The sequence below is a fragment of the Singulisphaera photorubra genome (assembly GCF_045290345.1).
Lineage (GTDB): Bacteria > Planctomycetota > Planctomycetia > Isosphaerales > Isosphaeraceae > Singulisphaera.
Genome location: NZ_CP155447.1, coordinates 720419 through 739546, shown reverse-complemented (window position 1 = coordinate 739546; position 19128 = coordinate 720419). Strand labels below are relative to the sequence as shown.

Annotated in this window: 15 protein-coding genes; 11 read left to right on the top strand and 4 right to left on the bottom strand. The window is 62.8% G+C overall.

The window, feature by feature from the left end; all coding sequences use genetic code 11:
- Window positions 1-4: 4 nt before the first annotated feature.
- Complete coding sequence (locus V5E97_RS02720) at window positions 5-1702, top strand: flotillin family protein (RefSeq protein ID WP_406697754.1); 1698 nt, start codon at window positions 5-7, stop codon at window positions 1700-1702.
- A 353-nt stretch (window positions 1703-2055) separates the two neighbouring features.
- Here V5E97_RS02720 and V5E97_RS02715 read toward each other — a convergent pair whose 3' ends face one another.
- On the bottom strand, window positions 2056-2577 hold the full coding sequence (locus V5E97_RS02715) for a hypothetical protein (protein WP_406697753.1): 522 nt from the start codon (window positions 2575-2577) through the stop codon (window positions 2056-2058).
- A 385-nt stretch (window positions 2578-2962) separates the two neighbouring features.
- On the opposite strand from V5E97_RS02715, the gene V5E97_RS02710 reads away from it, so the two are divergent.
- From V5E97_RS02710 to V5E97_RS02680, 7 genes are all read left to right on the top strand, one after another.
- Window positions 2963-3334: a type II toxin-antitoxin system RelE/ParE family toxin gene (locus V5E97_RS02710; protein WP_406697752.1), complete on the top strand. Its 372-nt coding sequence runs from the start codon at window positions 2963-2965 to the stop codon at window positions 3332-3334.
- 4 nt (window positions 3335-3338) lie between these two features.
- Window positions 3339-3761, top strand: a complete 423-nt coding sequence (locus V5E97_RS02705; RefSeq protein ID WP_406697751.1) for a helix-turn-helix domain-containing protein — start codon at window positions 3339-3341, stop codon at window positions 3759-3761.
- Between the two features lie 219 nt (window positions 3762-3980).
- A complete protein-coding gene (locus V5E97_RS02700; protein WP_406697750.1) occupies window positions 3981-4316 on the top strand; it encodes a hypothetical protein in 336 nt (111 codons plus the stop codon).
- A 209-nt stretch (window positions 4317-4525) separates the two neighbouring features.
- The gene (locus V5E97_RS02695; RefSeq protein WP_406697749.1) at window positions 4526-5905 is read left to right on the top strand and encodes a hypothetical protein; all 1380 of its coding nucleotides are present in this window, start codon (window positions 4526-4528) and stop codon (window positions 5903-5905) included.
- A gap of 301 nt (window positions 5906-6206) precedes the next feature.
- A complete protein-coding gene (locus V5E97_RS02690; protein WP_406697748.1) occupies window positions 6207-6530 on the top strand; it encodes a MazG nucleotide pyrophosphohydrolase domain-containing protein in 324 nt (107 codons plus the stop codon).
- A gap of 116 nt (window positions 6531-6646) precedes the next feature.
- Complete coding sequence (locus V5E97_RS02685; RefSeq protein ID WP_406697747.1) at window positions 6647-8944, top strand: hypothetical protein; 2298 nt, start codon at window positions 6647-6649, stop codon at window positions 8942-8944.
- A 201-nt stretch (window positions 8945-9145) separates the two neighbouring features.
- The gene (locus tag V5E97_RS02680) at window positions 9146-10072 is read left to right on the top strand and encodes an ABC transporter ATP-binding protein (protein ID WP_406697746.1); all 927 of its coding nucleotides are present in this window, start codon (window positions 9146-9148) and stop codon (window positions 10070-10072) included.
- A 125-nt stretch (window positions 10073-10197) separates the two neighbouring features.
- On the opposite strand, the gene V5E97_RS02675 is transcribed toward V5E97_RS02680, so the two are convergent.
- Window positions 10198-11505, bottom strand: coding sequence for a hypothetical protein (locus tag V5E97_RS02675; protein WP_406697745.1), 1308 nt, complete (start codon window positions 11503-11505; stop codon window positions 10198-10200).
- 304 nt (window positions 11506-11809) lie between these two features.
- Here V5E97_RS02675 and V5E97_RS02670 point away from each other — a divergent pair, with 304 nt between their 5' ends.
- A complete protein-coding gene (locus V5E97_RS02670) occupies window positions 11810-13066 on the top strand; it encodes a pyridoxal phosphate-dependent aminotransferase (protein WP_406697744.1) in 1257 nt (418 codons plus the stop codon).
- Between the two features lie 258 nt (window positions 13067-13324).
- The gene (locus V5E97_RS02665; RefSeq protein WP_406697743.1) at window positions 13325-15613 is read left to right on the top strand and encodes an SPFH domain-containing protein; all 2289 of its coding nucleotides are present in this window, start codon (window positions 13325-13327) and stop codon (window positions 15611-15613) included.
- Between the two features lie 413 nt (window positions 15614-16026).
- Here V5E97_RS02665 and V5E97_RS02660 read toward each other — a convergent pair whose 3' ends face one another.
- Window positions 16027-17532: a S8/S53 family peptidase gene (locus V5E97_RS02660; protein ID WP_406697741.1), complete on the bottom strand. Its 1506-nt coding sequence runs from the start codon at window positions 17530-17532 to the stop codon at window positions 16027-16029.
- Between the two features lie 133 nt (window positions 17533-17665).
- A complete protein-coding gene (locus tag V5E97_RS02655) occupies window positions 17666-18121 on the bottom strand; it encodes a hypothetical protein (protein ID WP_406697740.1) in 456 nt (151 codons plus the stop codon).
- A 303-nt stretch (window positions 18122-18424) separates the two neighbouring features.
- Between V5E97_RS02655 and V5E97_RS02650 the strand changes: the two genes are divergently transcribed.
- Complete coding sequence (locus V5E97_RS02650) at window positions 18425-19030, top strand: DUF421 domain-containing protein (protein WP_406697739.1); 606 nt, start codon at window positions 18425-18427, stop codon at window positions 19028-19030.
- Window positions 19031-19128: the final 98 nt, after the last annotated feature.

Genomic DNA, 19128 nt, shown 5'->3' with positions numbered 1-19128 from the left:
TGTTATGATTATGCTCTCGTTTGTCGTTGCTGAGTTAAATCTGGTCAATCAGACGCATAGCTCAGGTTGGTGGCCGGTGGTCGGCGCCGCGTTGTTCGCGGTGGCCGTCTTCGGGGTCGTCACCACGGCTCTGCGTTGCTACAAGCGTTGTCCCTCCAACAAGGTGCTGGTCAAGTGGGGCGTGGGGACAGGGGCGAAGTCGGCCACTTGCGTTCACGGCGGTGGAACGCTCGTCTTTCCGATTTTCCAGGACTATGACTACCTGGCGCTGGAGCCGATCCAGATCGAGATCCCGCTGCGTGGGGCGCTTTCGGTCGAGAATATCCGGGTGAATGTTCCGAGCGTCTTTACCGTCGCCATTGGCACCGAGCCCGAGGTGATGCAGAACGCCGCGATCCGGCTCTTGAACCTGAGTCGCGATCAGGTCAGCGCCCAGGCGGCCGACCTGATCTTCGGTCAGCTTCGCCAGGTGATCGCGTCGATGTCGATCGACGAGATCAACCGCGATCGTGAGAAGTTCCTGGAGAACATCCAGAACTCGCTGGAGCTGGAACTGCGGAAGATCGGGCTGGTGCTGATCAACGTCAACATCACCGACTTGACCGACGACTCGGGGTACATCGAGGCGATCGGCCGTAAGGCGGCCAGCACCGCGATTCATCAGGCCGAGATCGATGTCGCCGAGCAGCAGAAATATGGGTCGATCGGCGTGGCCAAGGCGAAGCAGTTGCAGGCCATCGAGGTCGCGAACGCCGAGAAGCTCCGCGAGATCGGGACCAAGGGGGCCGAGCGTGAGCGGGCCGTCCAGGTCGCCGAGTTGCTGAAGGAAGAAAAGATCGGCGTTGAGACGGCCGCATTCGAGCAGCAGGCCAGCGTTAAGCTCGCCGAGCGCGCGATGCGGATCAAACTCGCCGAAGCGGACGCCCAGGCGATCAGCGGTGAGAACGAGGCCAAGGCGAAGATCGCCGCCTCGAATGCCGACCTCGCCTTCAAGCAGGCCGAGGCGTTCCAGATCGGCGAGACCAAGCGGCGCGAGGCTGATGCCGGCGTCGAGGAGGCCGCCTTCCGTGCCCAGACCAAGGCCGCGCTGGCCCAGGCCGAGAAGATCGAGGCCGAACAGCGGGCCCTACTCGAAGCCGTCGCCAAGGCCAAGAAGGCGCAGGTGATCGTCGAAGCCGAGGCCGCGGCCGAGCGCCGGCGGATCGAGGCCGAGGGCGACGCCAAGGCGATCTTCGCCAAGCTCGAAGCCGAGGCCCGTGGCAATTACGAGATCCTTGCCAAGAAGGCAGAGGGACTCCGTGAGATCGTCTCCGCTTGCGGCGGCTCGCAGGAAGCCTTCCAACTGCTGATGCTCGAACACATCGACACGCTCTCGCAGACCGCCGCGCAGGCGATCTCGAACATCAAGTTCGACAAGGTCATCGTCTGGGAGAACGGTGGCTCCAACGGCACGGGCGCCACCGCCGGTTTCCTCCAGAATATGGCCAAGACACTCCCCCCCGTGCTCCAGATCATGGAGAATATCGGCGGCGTCAAGATGCCCGACTTCTTCGGCAAGATGGTCGACACCGCCGCCGACTCCGAGAAAGTGGCCGCCAACGGCCACAGCCCCACCGCGAGGGCTGGCGCCCCGGTCCCGGCCCCCGACTCCAAACCCAAGTTCGCCGCCGATGCGGGGAGCCGGCCCGCCAAGCCGTCCTGAACCATCGGGAGAGACTCGATTGAGTGGCCAGGCACTTCAATTGGGATTCAGATTGAGTGGCCAGGCACTTCAATTGGGGTCTCTGGGAGATTCAGCGAAAATGGATAGTCGGCTGCCGGCCTTGACGACTTGTCCAGGTTTCCCTCTTACCTTCTTTAGGTGCCTGGCCACCATTCCGGCTCCTGGCGTAGCTTTCGCTGAACAGGCCGCTGAGCAAGAACATATTCAGGGTATAGAGTTGCAGTTCGACCCCGCCGCGTTCCAGGAAGAACCTGCCCTTGGATTTGCCGCGTCGCTGTCGCCGTCGTCCCACCGCCGTTCCCTTCCGCGCTCACGGTCCTGAATGCCTGATTCTACTTGATCCCCAGCCCGGTGGCGACTGCCGCCACTTGCTTCATCGCCTCGTTGCGGGACAGGCCCCGCGTCTTTCGCAGGAAGCGGATGGCCCCCGGTTGGTCGCCGGTCCTCACCAGCCCGTACAACTGCAATTCCCACTTGGGATCGACCCCGGGAGCGGCCGTGGGCAACCATTCGACCCGAATGTTCCCGTTTGGCATCATGCCGCATATGAGAATACGGCGTCGATCCTCGGGGTAGTGGGCCTGTTTGTAACGGACGAGATCGTCGATCAGGGCGTCCGTGTTGTTTGACTTCAACTCGTTCCAGAATGAGGGGTTCGAGGCTTCGAACGTTTCCCAGATTTTGCGGTGGTGATTCCGGGGATTGTCGATCCCGACGCACTCGTTCCAGGCGATGTTGGCGAAGAAGAGCGCGGCATGTGCCGCCTCGTCCGAGGTGTCCTCGGCGGACTTACGGAGGATGTGTTCCGCCATTTTCAGCATGACCTCGGACATCTTGCGAACCGGACCGGCCATTGTGCGATCTCTCTTGTTTGAGTTTCCTCAGGATAGGTCACTTCTCGCTTCTCGTTGGGATTGCCAAGCCCGAACAGGGCTCACGATGACGACCGCCTCCGAGAAGGTTTGCAGGCCTGCCAGGCTCGCCTGGCGAGGTGCACCGGGGCGGTATTGAGTGGCCAGGCACTTCAATTGGGGCCTCGGGGAGTTTCAGCGAAAATGGATGGTCGGTTGCCGCCCTTGATGATTGATGCAGGTTTCCCACTTTACCTTCTTTAAGTGCCTGGCCACTATTCCGCATGGTTCGCAGTAGCAAAGAAGAAATGGCCCCCGGGTTCCTTGGCTTGATCGCAATATTGCGTACAATTTGTGAGTTGAAAGAAGGAGTTGGGGAATCGGGCCGATGCCGCAAACCGAAGTCAGAATCTATCAGGAGGAAGATGGCTCGGTTCCCTTGTGGTTGTGGCTGAACTCTCTCGATCGGAAATCGCAAGAGCGTTGCCTCGCGGCCTTGGTCATTCTTGGCAATCATGGTCACGAACTGCGCCGGCCGTATGTCGAAAACTTAGGTGACGATATTTATGAGTTGCGGGTCAAATCCGGTCGGGTGAACCTCCGATTACTTTATGCCTTCCACGGGCAGGAAGCTGTCGTCGTGACCCACGGTTTCGCCAAGGAACGAATCATCCCACCCAAGGAAATCGCTCTGGCCAAAGCCCGTGTCGCGAAGTTTATCACCGATCCCGAGCGGCACACGTTCCAACCGGAGGAGTAACCCGATGCCATCGCGAGCAAAGTCCAAAGGCCTGCAAGCCCTGATCGACGGGTACATCGGTGGTGACCCCGAGCGGGCCGCGTCGTTCGATAGGACGTGTGCCGATTTGGAAATCGGAGTCGAGCTGAATCGACTGCGTACTGAAGCCGGGCTCTCGACCCGTGCACTCGCTCAAAAGGTTGGCACCCAAGCCTCGGTGATCTCAAGGATTGAGCAAGCGGACTACGATGGGCACTCGCTCTCGATGCTCCGGCGCGTTGCGGCCGCGCTGGGACAACGTGTCGAGGTCAGGTTCCTGCCGATCGGCGAGGCGGCGACGAAGCCGAAGCGGGCTTCCGACGGATCTGCGAGCTCGACTCGACCAGCAAAGGCTAGCCCGAGAGAAGAATCGAGCCGGTCGAGTGGGAGAACCTCTTCACAGGGGTGATGCAGAGCAGTCTTCCTGGCGAGCCGTTGAGTACCGAAGATGTGAGGAGGGCCAAGAGGTCATTCCCCGGTGGGTTTCCGCGAATCCCCTTGCCATTCGTTGCACCTTCAAGAAGAGGAGCGAATTGAGTGGCCAGGCACTTCAATTGGGGCCTCGGGGAGTTTCAGCGAAAATGGATGGTCGGCTGCTGACCTCGACGAATTGTCCAGGTTCCTCGCTTTGCCTTCTTTAAGTGCCTGGCCACCATTCCGCTTCCGAACGCTCTCGCAGGCGATCTCGAACATCAAGTTCGACAAGGTCATCGTCTGGGAGAACGGTGGCTCCAACGGCACGGGCGCCACCGCCGGTTTCCTCCAGAATATGGCCAAGACACTCCCCCCCGTGCTCCAGATCATGGAGAATATCGGCGGCGTCAAGATGCCCGACTTCTTCGGCAAGATGGTCGACACCGCCGCCGACTCCGAAAAAGTGGCCGCCAACGGCCACAGCCCCACCGCCGCGGTGAAGACCAAGCTCCCAACCGATGAAGGAAGCATGCCCGCCAAGCCGGCATGAACCTCTTGTGGAGAGGCCTCCCGGCGAGCGGGCTTGGCCTGGCTGGGCTCGCTCAGTCTCATCTCGAAAACTTTCAATGATGTTCTGAAGAGTTATCTTCGTGAGGGCTCATGAATGTTGATTGCGAATCTGAGTCTGCCATCGTTTTTCGCCCGGACTGTCGCCGCCGTCGTGCTGGTTTCCAGCGTTACGGTCGGGGGAGGTGGTGAATGCCAGTCTGCCGAACTCCGTGTTGGAGGGGCGACCGTCAGCATCACACCCGATCGACCGGTGGCGCTGCGGGGCAGATGCGGACCCGGATCGCCCGGGACGTTGAGAGTCCGGTGACGGCGACGGCCCTGGCCTTGGAATCCAGGGATGGCGACAAGGTTCTCGACCAGGCGGTCCTGGTCTCTTGTGATCTGGTCTCGATTGACGCGGCCGTCTTTGAACAGGTTCGTCGGCGAGTCAAGGAACGGCTCCCCGACCTCGATAGTCAGAAACTGGTGCTCAACGCCACGCACACGCACACCGCGCCCGTCATGAAGGAAGGGCAGTACGCCATCCCCAAGGATGGCGTGATGCAACCGGCCGAGTACGCGGAGTTTCTCGCGAGCCAGGTCGTCGACGCGGCCGTGAAGGCCTGGGAATCACGCCAACCAGCACGCGCGGGCTGGGGGCTGGGGCATGCGGTGGTGGCCCAGAATCGGCGAGCGATCTATGCCGATGGCCACGCCCAAATGTATGGCCTCACGAATCGGGCCGACTTTCGGGGCATCGAAGGGTCGGAAGATCAAGGTGTCGAAGTCCTCTTCTTCTGGAATCCGGAAGGAAAACTGCTCGCAACGGCGATCAATATCGCCTGCCCGGCCCAGGAGGTTGAATCACTCTCGGTTGTGACCGCCGACTTCTGGCACGAAGTCCGCGAATCCTTGCGAGCGAAACATGGCAAGGATCTGCTGGTTCTGGCCTGGACCGGCGCGGCGGGCGATCAGTCGCCGCACCTGATGTATCGGAAACTCGCCGAGGAACGGATGCGAACACTCCGCGGCCTGACCCGCCTGCAAGAGTTGTCACGACGGATCGTCGCGGCCTGGGATGAGGCCTACGAGGGGGCCCGTAAAGAACAGAACGCCGGCGTCCCCCTGGTCCATAAAGTCGAGACGATCAAGCTCCCCCCTCGAATTATCACCGAGTCGGAAGCCGCCGCGGCCAGGGCGAATGTCGAAAAACTCTCCAAAGACCCGAAAAATCAGCGCACGGTGGGCTGGCACCAGAAAGTGGTGGACCGCTTCGAACAGCAAAAGGCCGGCCCCATCGACCCGTTCCTCATGGAACTCCACGTCATCCGGCTCGGCGACGTGGCCATCGCCACGAACGTCTTCGAACTGTTCACCGAGTACGGGATCCAGATGAAGGCCCGCAGTCCAGCGATCCAAACCTTCCTCATTCAGCTGGCTGGGCCAGGCTCCTACCTGCCGACCGAGCACGCCGTCCATGGCGGAGGTTATAGTGCCATCCCCGAGAGCAATCTTGTCGGACCGGAAGGGGGGCAAGTCCTCGTGGATCGCACCGTGGAGCTCATCAATTCACTCTGGCCGCAAAACTGACGCTCCGGCCTCGCCCCCATCGTTCGCGATGAGGAACGGATTCCTCTGCCTCTGGGGGCTGGCTCGGCTCTTGCGGCCGATGAAGTCGATACGTAAACTCTACAGCGACATCGTGTTCGCGTCGATCGGCTCGATTCGGCCCGGAAGATTGGCCGGGACATTTGAACAAAGTCGTTGGCCGAAGCGAAGCCTACAGAATGCGCCTGCTCTTTTCCCTTCGCTTGTCACAGGGGGGGGCCAGGCCAGGCGCATCGTTTGGGATTTGCATTTGGGCTAAGGACTTTTGTAAGATCTAGGTGTGATGAACGAACAACCGGCAGGTGGTTTGACGATCGGCAGCTTGCAGCGGCTGATCCGCGAGATGTATGGCGCGAAGGACGAGGCGCGGGGGGATGCGGCCACGTTCCTCTGGTTGACCGAGGAATTCGGCGAGCTGGCGACCGCGTTGCGGTCGGGCACGACCGAGGAACTCGCCCTGGAGATGGCTGACGTTCTGGCGTGGCTGGTGACTTTGGCCAATATCCGGGGGGTCGACCTCGAGGCGGCGGTCCAGAAGAAGTATGGGACGGCCTGTCCGGGGTGTCGCGCCTTGCCTTGCGTTTGCGACCCGTCTGAGAAACCTTGATCCCGTAGGGGAGACCTCGGTCTACCAGGCTCTCAACTGGTGGACCGGATCCCGCCTACGAGACGTTTTGGCGACCGCTCGTCTCGTCTCGACTCGATTTTCAAGGAACGCGCATCATGCAACCTCGTCTGGGACGTTGGCCGTTGGCGGCGGTCGTGGCGTTGGCTGGCCTCTTGCCCGCCAACGGGTGGGGAGCGCCAAAGCGGCCACCGATCGAGGTGGAAAACTTGCGCGTCGGGTTCACCACGGGCACCTCGAATAACCTGTTCAAGGTGGGATCGTGGACCCCGGTCTGGGTCCAGCTCAAGGCGGGCGACCAGCGGTTCACGGGGTCGATGGAGTTGGTCGTTCCCGACGACAACGACACGCCGACCACGGTCCATCAGGCGATTGACCTGGGGCCGGGAGAGAGTCAGCGGTTCACGACCTACACCCGTCCCGGGACGGTTGATCCCGACTTTGACATCCGGCTCTCGGATCCGAATCAGAAGCTGCGGATGCCTCGGATCGCGGGGACGTCGCTGGCGAAGTTCGACGCGATCCATGCGGACGAAACGCTGGTGCTGACCCTGGGGAAGCCGCAAGGGGTCGACCTGATCCCGACCCTCCCTGGGTTTAGCGTCGATCAGTCCACGCCCGACCGGGGCACCGTCATTGCCCGGTTGGATGCGGCGGGGGGATATCTGCCGGGGCGGTGGTATGGTTACGACGCCGCCCGCGCGGTGGTGCTCGACACGAACGATCGCGCGGTCATGGCCTCGCTCGACGCCCTCCGGGGCCGGGCCTTGGTCGACTGGGTCCGTCGGGGGGGGCACCTCGTGTTGGCGGTCGGGGCCAACTGGCAGGCCGTGCGCGACAGTGTGCTCACGCCGATCCTTCCCGCCTTGCCCACCGGCCAGCAACGGATCAACGACCTGGGGGCAATCGAGTCCTTCGCCAGCGGCTCGACCAAGCCGATTGCCCCGAGCGGCGCGGCGGTGATGGTCGCGAAGCTGGAGGAGATCGAAGAGCGGGGAGGCAAGGTCCTCAGCCGGGCGGTGGGCGCTCCGCTGGTCGTCCGCGGCTCGCACGGCTTTGGCCGGGTCACGCTCATTGCCTTGGACGTCGATCAGAAACCGTTCTCGAGCTGGGAGGACCGGGGCCTCTTCTGGGTCCGGGCGATCGGCCTGCGTCGGATGAACGTTGACACCAGCACTTCCAATGCGGTGGTGATGGGCGGGACCGGGAGAATCTACCAGTCGGGAGTGCATGACCTCTCCACCAAGCTGCGCGAGTCGCTCGAGCAGTTCCAGGGGGTCAAGCTGATCTCGTTCGGCTGGGTCGCCTTCTTCATCTTCCTCTATATCTTGCTGATCGGGCCGGGAGACTACCTCTTTCTCAAGAAGGTGGTCAAGCGGATGGAGCTGACCTGGATCACCTTCCCCTTGATCGTGGTGACGGTGAGTCTGCTCGCCTACTACGCGGCCTACGTCGTCAAAGGGAACGTGCTGCGAGTCAACAAGGTCGATATCGTCGACGTTATCCAGGGGCCTGGCCCCGAGAATGCCGTCCCGGCTTCGGGCCTGATTCGGGGGAGTACGTATCTCGATATCTTTAGCCCGCAGAACCGCGACTACAACGCGTCGGTGATTCCGTTGCCGCTCGATCGCGACTCACCCGCGAGCCCGGACGACGCCCCCGCTCGCCTGCCGGTCGGCACCGACGTGACGTTGAGCTGGTTCGGCGTCCCCGAGGCCGGCTTCGGCGGGATGGGCAACCGCACGCAGATGAGCTTCTCCAGCGGTGGTTACGAGTATCTCCCCGCGGGCGGAGCCGAGAAACTCGAAGGAGTTCGCATCCCGATCTGGAGCACCAAGTGTCTCACGGCCCGTTGGTTCGGACCTGGCCCCGCGACCCCACTGATCGAGTCCGACCTGCGGCCGGCCGGCCCTGACCGGCTGGAGGGGGCCGTTACCAACCGAGTGGGAGTCGCGCTGCACGACGCCATTCTCGCCTACAACCGGCAGATCTATCTGCTCGGGGAGGTCGAGCCGGGGGCCACCGTTCGGGTCGCGCTGAGCCAGGACCGCCAGTTGTCGGGCCACATCCGGGATAAGATCAATAACTATCTCCCCAAGCAGCCCTTTTACGACAACAACAATGGAGCCTCCATCAATCGGCCCGACCTGTTGCTCGGCCTGATGTTCCACGAAGCCGTGGCGGCCTCGGCGACGGAATCCGCGATGGCCAGCAACACCCTCAACTACCTCGACCTGACCGGCCTGCTCCAGTTGGATCGGCCGATGCTCGTGGCGCGGATCGACCGGGCTTCCTCGCGGCTGGCGCTAGAGAATGCCCCCAGCACACCGCAAGTCGATCAGACCACGATGCTTCGCGTGATCTTGCCGCTCAACACGACCGGGCCAAAGAAATGAGCGGGGCTGGCCCCCCTGGGTCAGCTTGCAGGCCTGCCCGACGATCGAACACAGAGGTCGTGAGAAAAAAGCCAAGTTCGGATGTCGCAGCCCCACTGGGGCTGCCCCCCAAGACGTTTCAGGGCGTGTGCCATACGTTGCAACCCGGTTGGCCCACGGCGTGCTTCCCAGGCACTCCATCGAGATGAGAGAGCAGGCTCCATGATCGAGACCAACGACCTGACCAAGATGTACGGTGATCTGTACGCCCTGAACCGGCTCAACCTGACGCTCGACAAGGGAGACGTCTACGGCTTCATCGGCCCCAACGGCGCGGGCAAGACGACGACCATGCGGATCCTGGCCACGCTCCTGAACCCCACCTGGGGCGAGGCCACCGTCTGCGGCTACTCGATTTACACCGGCGCCAAGGACATCCGCCGCGCGATCGGCTACATGCCCGACTTCTTCGGCGTCTACGACGACATGAAGGTCATCGAATACCTCGAGTTCTTCGCCGCCGCCTACCGGATCAAAGGCCCGGCGCGGAAGAAGATCTGCGAGGAAGTGCTCGAACTCGTCGACCTGACCTACAAACGCGACGCCCTGGTCACCAGCCTGTCGCGCGGGATGACCCAGCGGCTCGGCCTGGCGCGGGTCCTCTTGCACGATCCGCAGGTCCTCTTGCTCGACGAGCCCGCATCGGGCCTCGACCCCCGCGCCCGGATCGAGATTCGCGCGCTCCTGAAAGAGCTCCGCCTGATGGGCAAGACCATCCTGGTGTCGAGCCATATTTTGCCTGAGCTTGCTGATATCTGCAACAAGATCGGCATCATCGAGCAGGGAGTCCTCCTCGTCAACGGCGCGGTCGTTGATGTGATGAAGCAGGTCCGCACCGACATCGTCTTGAATATCGCGGTTTCCGACCGCCTGACCGAGGCGGCCAACTTGCTCGAGAACCAACCTGAGGTCGAGAGCGTCCAGGACAAGAACGGCGTTCTGATCGTCAAGATGAACGAGGGGGTCGTGCAGTACAGCTTCCTGGCCAGCCGCTTGATCGAGCAGGGCTACGACCTGACCCTCTTCAAGGAAGACGAGATCAACCTTGAGACCGCGTTCATGCACTTGACCAAAGGAATCACGAGCTGATTCCTGCGGTGAACCGGGGATCTCGGCCGTTGCCGAGGCTCAGTCGAAACGAAAAAAAAGAAACCTCGGCCGCGGGCGTCCAGTCGCCCGCGGCCGAGGTTTTGATGCGTTGAGGCCGTGAGGTCTCAGGCATTGGGATTGAGGTCGACGAACTTCGGGTTATTTGAGCCGTTCCGAACCACGATGTTGAAGTTGACCGTGAGTTGGCCTTCGGGGGAGATACTGAATACGTTGCTGAAAATCCCGCTTGGAAGGTTGGGGATGGCAATCTGGTCGGCATCAGGGGCGTTGACGAAGCCGTTCACCAGGAACGCGGCGGGAGTCGACGATGGAACACCGTTGATCGATATGATGGAGCTGTTGGCGATCCCGGCGGCGGCTGTGAAGATGCTGCCGCTACCGAGCGTGAGGTCGCCCTGGATGTATCCCGAGAGCGAGGGGAGGGACGTGCTCGTACCCGTACCGAGCAACGCCTGGTTGAGCGCCAGGAAGTTCGACCCCGTGCCGGTTCCCTTGGGGGGTTGAGGGGTCGCGCCGAGGAATCGGCCGACGTTGAGCGACGCCCCGTTGAGGAAGGTTGCATCCTGTCCGACGTTGAACAGGTTGAGGTCGCGGCCGATGACGATCCCTGGCCCGCGGTCGAGCTTGACGTTGTTGAGCACATCAAGCGTGTTCAAGTCGCCATTCGTCTGAATCGATGCGCCCGGCAGCAGGTTGTTGAAGGCGATCCGATCGATGGCGGTTGTGCCCACGGAGACCAAGGGGCCGGACAGATCGGCGGTGTGAAAGCCGAGGATCGCCCCGATCTGGCCGCTGTTGACGGTGATCTGGCCGATGTTGAGAACCTTCGACTGGTTCGCCTGGCCATAGGCGAAGCTGTGCGCGTAGCCCTTGCGCTGGGGGAACGGCTGAGGGCTGATGTTGAGCTCGGACTGGGTGGTCGTGCCGTCGATGATCAGGCCGACTCGTCCCCGTGACATGGCATAGGCGCGAACCGTGCCGATCGGCTGGACCGGGCCCGCTCCGGGGACCTGCCCCTGGATCGGGTTCTGGGTGCCTGGGACGGTGGATCCCGATGCGGTCTGCGACTGTCCTTGTCCGGCGGGGGGGATGAACTGCGTCAGGCTGATCCGGAAGTGGCTGCCGTCGGGAGCCGCGACGATCACACTCTGACCGCCGTGGGCGGTTTGGGTCGCGATCTTGTTGCCCCGCGGGTACTGGGCGACGGGGAACCGAGGAGCGCCCGCCGAGAGGAACTCGGGGTTATTGTTCTGGAACGCGATTCCCGGCTTGGGATTTCTCAGGAAGACGGCTCCCGGCAACTTTGACGTCTTCCCCGACATCAGCACGCGTGTTTCGAGCGTCTCATGCTCCAGCGTCGGCCGAAACGCGCGATGGTTCGTCCGGCGGCCCTCCTTGCGATCAACCGACATCTGAGATCCTCCTTGATCAGATCCTGAAGACACCCCCCCCTCGGGCAACGAGACGACTGTCTCGGTGGTTGCCCAGGGAATTGGGCGCGTCAAAGCACCATTGTCTGGCCCTCTGTATCGGCGCGCCGCTTTGTCCTTCAATGCCGAATCGGCCACTTGCTCCCCCTTGTGGTTCGTCTGGCGCGTGTGGTGACGGATTGGCCGCTTGATGTGGTCGTGCTGATTGGTTGGGCGTTGCGGGGCATGAGCCTACTGGGCCACAATGGTCGCGTGGCTCCGCGAGCGCTCTCGGAGCCGAAACTCCTTGCCGGCGTATCGAGAACACGCCGACCTTCACCCTCAACCTGGCGTGGCCCCCACGCTGGGCGTCATCCTCATTCAATCAAGACTGATGCAACACCCACTGCTCTCGCAGAAGGCCACGCGGTTCACCGAGAGCGTGATCCGCGGGATGTCGATCGAGGCGACGAAACACAAGGCGGTCAACCTGGCCCAGGGAATGCCCGACTTCCCTGCCCCACCCGAACTGAAAGCGGCCGCCTGTCGCGCCATCGAGTCGGACATCAACCAGTACGCCGTCACCTGGGGCGCGCGGGGCCTTCGCGCGGCGATCGCCGAGCACGCCGGCTGGCACCTCGGGCTGACAGTCGACCCGGAGACCGAGATCACCGTCACTTGCGGCAGCACCGAGGCCATGCTCGTGGCCATGCTTTCGCTGATCAACCCGGGGGACGAGGTCATCCTCTCGCAGCCCTTCTACGAAAACTACTGGCCCGACTGCGTGCTGGCCGGCGCGATCCCTCGGTTCTTCCCGATGCGCGCCCCTGACTGGACGTTCGACCCCGACGAACTGGCCGCGGCCTTCAACGACCGCACCAAGGCGATCGTTCTCTGTAATCCGAACAATCCGACCGGCACCGTCTTCTCGCGTGGCGAACTCGAGCAAGTCGCCGCGCTCTGCCGCAAGTGGGACGTCATTGCGATCACCGACGAGATCTACGAGCACATCGTCTACGACGGCCGCCCTCACGTGGCCCTCGCCTCGCTCGACGGGATGCGCGAACGCTCGGTGACGATCGGCGGGATGTCGAAGACCTATTCGGTGACCGGTTGGCGGGTCGGTACCATGATCGCCCCGGCGCCGCTGACCCATGCATTCCGCCAGGTCCACGACTACGTCTCGATTGGCGCGGCGGCCCCGCTCCAGGAGGCCGGCGCCTTCGCCTATCGGATGCCCCGCGAGTACTACGCCAAGCTCTCGGCCGACTACCAGGCTCGGCGCGATCGGCTCTGCTCGGCCTTACTCGACGTCGGATTCGACCTCATCCCCCCTCAAGGGGCCTACTATGTCATGGCCAACATCGAAGCCTTCGGCGCCACCGACGACGTCGCCTTCGCGCGACATTTGGTCCGCGACCTGGGCGTGGCCACCGTCCCCGGCTCCAGCTTCTTCCACGACAAAGCGCTGGGGCGGCAATACATCCGCTTCTGCTTCTGCAAGCAAGACTCAACGCTTGATGCGGCCATCGAGCGGCTCAGGAAGTTGCAGGTGATCGTCTGAGCCAAGGACCCTTCGCGGTTGTCATTTGGCGATTTGGTCCGGTGGGACGCCTCGGTTTCAGATCAACCCGCGGTGTCCCTCCTAAAAACCTAAGATCACTTATTCGGGAAATATTCGTAAATATCATGGGGATGTCGGACGAATGCTCCCCAACGGGCTCAAGTCCTTCGTGTTGCAGTTAGGGGTGATGCGGGGACTGGGAAAACTTTGCGGCAGCATCTTCCCGTCGATGACGCCGGGGCCAGACGAGATCGCAACATGTTCGCGGCAATAGGGATGTGGCTGAGGCCAATGCTTTGGGCCCAACTCTTTCCTGGGGACTGGTTCGTGTTCTTGGTGGTCGGGTTCTTTGGGGTCGTGTTCGCCACGGTGGTGTTTTCGGGGATGAGATACATCCCGAACAACCGCGTGGGGATCGTGGAAACGCTGTGGTCGCCCAAGGGATCGGTCCCTGAGGGGCGGATGATGGCGCTGATGGGTGAGGCGGGTTTTCAGGCCGACCTCCTTCGGGGTGGCGTGCATTTTGGCTTGTGGGCGTGGCAGTACCGGATCCATCGGGTCAATCTGGTGACGGTGCCTCAAGGGAAGATCGGCTATGTCTACGCTCGTGACGGCGAGCCTCTGGAGCCAAGCCAGACTTTGGGGCGAGTTGCGGGGTGCAACAACTTTCAGGATGCACGCGCGTTCCTGATCGGCGATGTGGTCACGGCGCCGGGCGAGGAAGCCCTTCCCCTGGGCCAGCGCGGTCGGCAGCGGATGATCCTTCGCGAGGGGGTTTATGCGATCAACCTCGCCTTGTTCGTGGTGATCACCGAAGATGCGGCCTATCGGCTGGAATTTCAAGGGCGACGCGAGCTGGAGACGATCGTCGGCTGGCAGAACGAGCTGAAGGCGTCGAATGGGTTCAACCCCGTCGTGATCGGTGCGCCAATCCTGGCGCCTGACCCGATCCATCCCGAGCGGCAGATCACCGTCGATAGTCTCGGGATTGTGACGGTGCAGGACGGACCGAGCCTTGGCCCTGGCGAGATCATCGCGCCTGCGGTCGGCACTCGGCGCGAAGATAAGCATTTTCACAATAACTACCAGGACCCTGAGGCGTTCCTCGCCGCGGGAGGCCATCGAGGGCGGCAGTACGTGCCGCTGACCGACGGCACCTATTTCATCAATCGCTGGTTCGCCTCGGTCGAGGTGGTACCCAAGACGGTTGTGCCGATCGGCTTTGTGGGCGTGGTGGTGAGCTATTACGGGCGCACCGGCCAGGACGTCTCGGGCGCCGGGTTTCGTCACGGCGAGCGGGTCGCCGAGGGGGAACGCGGAGTCTTGGAGCGGCCGCTCGGCCCTGGCAAGTACGGGTTCAACCCGTATGCCGGCAGTATTGTGATGGTCCCGACGACGAACTTCGTCTTGCACTGGGTCACCGGCCGGACCGAGACCCACCGCTACGACGAGAGTCTGCGCTCGATCGACCTCGTCACCAAGGATGCGTACGAGCCGACGTTGCCGCTCTCGGTCGTCGTCCATATCGACTATCAGAAGGCCCCGAACGTCATCCAGCGGTTCGGCGACGTCAAGAAGTTGATCACGCAAACCCTTGACCCGATGCTTTCCGCCTTCTTTCGCGACGTGGCCCACAAGCGCACCATGCTCCAGCTCTTGCAGGACCGCGACGACATTCAGCGCGAGGCGCGAGAAACCCTCTCGGCCCGGTTCGGCCAGTTCGACATCGAGTGTGTGGACGTCCTGATCGGCAAGCCGGATACGGCCGAGGCGGGAGGCAAGATCGAAACCTTGCTGGAGCAGTTGCGCCAGCGCCAGCTCTCGGTCGAACAGATCGAAACCTACCAGCGCCAACGGGCCGCCGCCGAGACCCTTCAGACGCTCAACGACGCCCAGGCGCAAGCGACCATGCAGACGAGCCTGACGAACTCCAAAGTGCAGATCCAGATCGTCGAAAACCAGGGAGAGGCCGAACTGGCCAAGACCCGCAAGGCCGCCGAGGCCGACCTTGCCCGCGCTAAAAAAATGGCCGAGCAGATGGTCGTGACGGCCCAGGCCGAACTCGATCGCTCGCGCAAACAGGCTGAGCAGATGGTGATCCTCGCCCAGGCCGAGGCGGAGCAACGCACTCTTGCCGGTAAGGGCGAAGCCTCGAAAATCGCCCAAATCGGCCTGTCGGAAGCGTCGGTCCTGCTTCGTAAGGTCCAGTCCTTCTCCGATCCGAGGCTGTACGCGCTCACCCAGGTCGCCAACCAACTCGCCAACAGTAGCCAGCCGTTGGTCCCCCAACGCGTCTTCATGTCCGGGACCACCGGCGCTTCCTCCAATGGCGATTCCCATCATGGCTCGGACAATTCCGCGCAGGGCCTGTTCGGGCTCCTCATCAGCCTGATGGTCGCCGAGAAATCGGGCTTCGGCCTGGCCGAAGCTGAAGGGGCCAAGTCGCTCGAGGAGTACGCCGACAAGATGACTCGTGAAGCGATGGCCGTCCCTCCCCCCGCGGCAACTCCCAACGGTGTGACGAACCCCAAGCCCGGCGCGAGTTGACCAGCCTTCGTCTGCGGCCTTGAAATGAATGCGCCGGGGTGGCCTCGATTTCGGAAGGAGGCCGCCCCGGTGTTCATTTTAGGCTCGATCAGACTCGCTGAATTGAAGTAAAGCTTCGCCGAACCCGTGAGGGATTGATCAACGATTTACGATGGATTAGCGGCCAGTATCCGTTTTTTTTCGTCGGGTGGACACGGGTCGCCATCCCTATCTCCTTGGCAAAGCAAAGGTTAGATTGGTGCGCCGTGCCCACCCTACGGGAATTGCTTGGTCGACGATGATGCCATTGCCGATCGCGTTGACGTAGGAGAAACGGATTTGGCGAAGCGTTACTAATTCCGGTATTTCTCGACCTCGTTCCTCAAGACGGAGAGCATGGCGTCAAGCCTGACGACATGGGCTTTCCAGGCTGCTCATTGGCTCCTCCGCACGAGATCAATGAGCTTGGCCCGGGTCGGGGTCTGCCAGTAGTGGAATCCGGGCGGGGGAGAGCTCGCAGGGCGGGTGGGACGGCCTCGGAGGGCGGAGTAGGGAACGACCGGGCCTTGTTGGGCGATCCGGAGCAGGTGGCTGGGACGCAGGCCGGGCACGGCGGCTTTCAAAACGGTGACGACGCCCGCGACGTAGGCGGCGGCGTTCGAGGAGCCGGCCGAGACTTCGCCGTCGGTGAAGAAGGCCCGCGAGTCGGCCAGGATGACGTCCGGCTTAATCCGGCGGTCGGTGGTCGGGCCGATGGATGAGGACAAGTCGGAATCACCGACTGTCAGCACGAGCGGGTTGTCGGCCGGCGGGTAGAGCTCGCCTTCGCCCGAGGCGTCGAGGAACTCGAGCGCCTCGCGCGGGGAGTCGCCGCCGGGGGGAATGTAGGCTTCGCGGCTCGCGGTCACCAGGACGCGCAGGCGATCGGTCGGGAGGAACCGGCCTCGTTTCGCCCGGATCCGGATCCGGTAGCAATAGTCGGGGTCGGTGAGGACCTCGGGACTGGCCGGGAGGGCGGTCAGGACCACACGCTCGCGAGGGTTGCGGGTCTCGTCCGGGCCGGGCACTTGAGATCCGGAGACCTGACGCTTCTCCCCTGCCCCGACGGGCCGGCCGGCTGGGTCCTCGATGTAGAGGTCGAGGTCCTTGTCGGTCCCTGCGTCCTCCTCCTCGCGGTAGTCGTTCCAGGTGAGAGTGACGCTGACCCTGTTCTCGTCCACGCGGTTGCGGAACCGCAAGGCGGCCACGTCCGAGCCGTCGCGGAGCCGGAGATAGCCGTCCTTGAGCACGCGTACGGGCCCATTGTAGACCTTGCGCCCGGAGTTGCCCGCGGCGTTGATCCAGGGGATCCCTGCCGCGGTGGCCTCGGCGACGACCCGGTTGATCGGCCCGCGACCGTCACCGTTGCCGCCCCCCTCAAACGAGCCGCTGAACAGGATCAGATCCACCTTGTGCTCGATCGCGAACCGGACCGCCCGCCGTAGCATGGTCGGTCCGCTGGCGTTGAGGAGATAGAACTTGGGCCCGTTGGGGTGCGAGCCGGTCACCGACCAGATGACTTGCGCCATGACCCGGCCATGTCGGTTCAACGGGTCGAAGGGGGTGCGGAAGTCTGGGTCGCCCAGCCCGAAGCGGCGGACGAACGCCGGGTCGTAATGCTCGACGACCTCCGCGCTGGCCGGTAGATAGGGACGACCTTGGCCGAGGCCGGCGAAGCCGTAGTCCAGCACGGCGACTTTTACGGAATCGAGGCCAACGATCCTGTCATATTCCGCGGTGAGCCCAAGCCGATTTCGGACGGCTTGGGCATCCGCCATTCGCGCCACGACCGGTCGCTGGCCCGGAGAGGCGACCCCCGCGTCGAGTCGGTCGGCTTGCGCCCTCGCCGGTTGGCCGAAGGGGACGAGAAGGAGCAGGCCGGCGATCGCTCTCCAAGGCATCGAAAATCTCCGGCGCGGGGGCCAAGCCGGCGATTTGAGTTCGCAATCGCCTTACGATGAATTTGCTTTTACCAGCACCCCAGGCCGTAACCACCACCGAATCCGAGACCGCCGACACTCAAGTAAGAGTAAGTCACGGGGACATAGCTGTAGCCCCAGCCGCCGCCCCAGCCGCCGCCCCAGCCGCCGCCCCAGCCCCAGCCACCACCCCAGCCGCCACCCCAGCCAATGCGGTTCCAACCGCCGCCCCAGCCGATGCCACGGCCCCAGCCGCCGCCCAGCCAATGCCACGGCCCCAGCCGCCGCCCCAGCCGATGCCACGGCCCCAACCGCCGCCCCAGCCACGGCCCCAACCGCCGAATCCACCGAAACGCCGCCAGGCCTGCGTGGCCCGCTCGGAGTCGAGTTCACTTCCCTTTCCGACCACTCCCGGCGGGTCGACGGGGTTGGGAACCATCGCCACGCTTGCGAGGGTGACCGCCGGCGGCTGGCTCGGCGACTTCGCCCCATACTCGGCGTCAAGTTCGCCCGCCCAAAGGGGCGATCCCACGAGCACGAACAATGTCAGGCAGCCGATTGAGCGAATCATGATGTCCTCCTGCTTGGCGTGATCCCCTGAAGCAATGCACTCGCTGCCCGTCTCATTAACATTCTATAGCTCGTCCCCGTTCATGGGTATCGTCCCCGCTTGAGAATTCGTGTGGGAACGGGAAATGAGGAAGCGAGTGAAGCTCTCAGGTCGCGGCTGAGGAAGAGGAGACAATCCTCATGATGAGCAGGGCGGCGAACTCGACGGCCACCGACCCGGCGTGTACTTTCAATCTGGCGTCGACCCTGCCGGTCAGCGTCCACGTTCGAGTTTTCACCCTCTCGGGATCGGGGCGCTCTCGCAATGTCATTCCACTGGTTCTGGTCGCAAGATCTCTGGCGCAACATGTGGTGGTTGACGGGGATCTCGTTGGCCGAGAAAGTGCTCCGCCCTGTCATTGTTTATGCCTTCCTGGTCATCGGCCTCCGCGTATTCGGCAAGCGTGAACTGGTGCAACTTAACCCGTTTGACTTCGTCGTCTTGATCTCGCTCTCCAACACGGTGCAGAACGCCATTATCGGGAACGACAACTCGGTAGCCGGCGGCCTGATCGGTGCGTTGGCACTGCTCCTGGCCAACTACCTGGTGGTTCGTTTCCTCTTCGGACATCGCCGCCTTGACCAGTTGATCCAAGGGGAACCGACCGTCCTCATCGAGAACGGAAGCATCGTCCGCGAAGCGCTCGCCAAGGAACTTGTGACCGAATCCGAACTGATGACGATCCTCCACCGCCAGAGTTTCACCAGCCTGAGCGAAGTCAATCGGTGTGTGCTCGAACCGGGCGGCTCGATCTCCGTCGAGGGCAAGAATCCGAGGCAGGTCGATCTCCACCACCACGAGCTCATGGCAAAGCTCAACCAGTTGAGCCGGCAGATCGAGGAGCTCAAAGACCAGGTTCGCCAGTGCTGAGCCGCCCGATGCCCCTGTGTCGAGGAGCTCAACGCAGCGATCACGAATCACGCGATTGAGTCGAGCAGGAGAATCTCGTATTCTATAGAATCGGGTCG

What these genes read in the sequence shown, in the direction of transcription:
- V5E97_RS02655 (WP_406697740.1), bottom strand. Translation starts at nt 18,121, where the DNA reads ATGATTCGCTCAATCGGCTGCCTGACATTGTTCGTGCTCGTGGGATCG.
- V5E97_RS02650 (WP_406697739.1), top strand. Translation starts at nt 18,425, where the DNA reads ATGTCATTCCACTGGTTCTGGTCGCAAGATCTCTGGCGCAACATGTGG.
- V5E97_RS02685 (WP_406697747.1), top strand. Translation starts at nt 6,647, where the DNA reads ATGCAACCTCGTCTGGGACGTTGGCCGTTGGCGGCGGTCGTGGCGTTG.
- V5E97_RS02690 (WP_406697748.1), top strand. Translation starts at nt 6,207, where the DNA reads ATGAACGAACAACCGGCAGGTGGTTTGACGATCGGCAGCTTGCAGCGG.
- V5E97_RS02675 (WP_406697745.1), bottom strand. Translation starts at nt 11,505, where the DNA reads ATGTCGGTTGATCGCAAGGAGGGCCGCCGGACGAACCATCGCGCGTTT.
- V5E97_RS02660 (WP_406697741.1), bottom strand. Translation starts at nt 17,532, where the DNA reads ATGCCTTGGAGAGCGATCGCCGGCCTGCTCCTTCTCGTCCCCTTCGGC.
- V5E97_RS02720 (WP_406697754.1), top strand. Translation starts at nt 5, where the DNA reads ATGATTATGCTCTCGTTTGTCGTTGCTGAGTTAAATCTGGTCAATCAG.
- V5E97_RS02680 (WP_406697746.1), top strand. Translation starts at nt 9,146, where the DNA reads ATGATCGAGACCAACGACCTGACCAAGATGTACGGTGATCTGTACGCC.
- V5E97_RS02665 (WP_406697743.1), top strand. Translation starts at nt 13,325, where the DNA reads ATGTTCGCGGCAATAGGGATGTGGCTGAGGCCAATGCTTTGGGCCCAA.
- V5E97_RS02705 (WP_406697751.1), top strand. Translation starts at nt 3,339, where the DNA reads ATGCCATCGCGAGCAAAGTCCAAAGGCCTGCAAGCCCTGATCGACGGG.
- V5E97_RS02695 (WP_406697749.1), top strand. Translation starts at nt 4,526, where the DNA reads ATGCCAGTCTGCCGAACTCCGTGTTGGAGGGGCGACCGTCAGCATCAC.
- V5E97_RS02710 (WP_406697752.1), top strand. Translation starts at nt 2,963, where the DNA reads ATGCCGCAAACCGAAGTCAGAATCTATCAGGAGGAAGATGGCTCGGTT.
- V5E97_RS02715 (WP_406697753.1), bottom strand. Translation starts at nt 2,577, where the DNA reads ATGGCCGGTCCGGTTCGCAAGATGTCCGAGGTCATGCTGAAAATGGCG.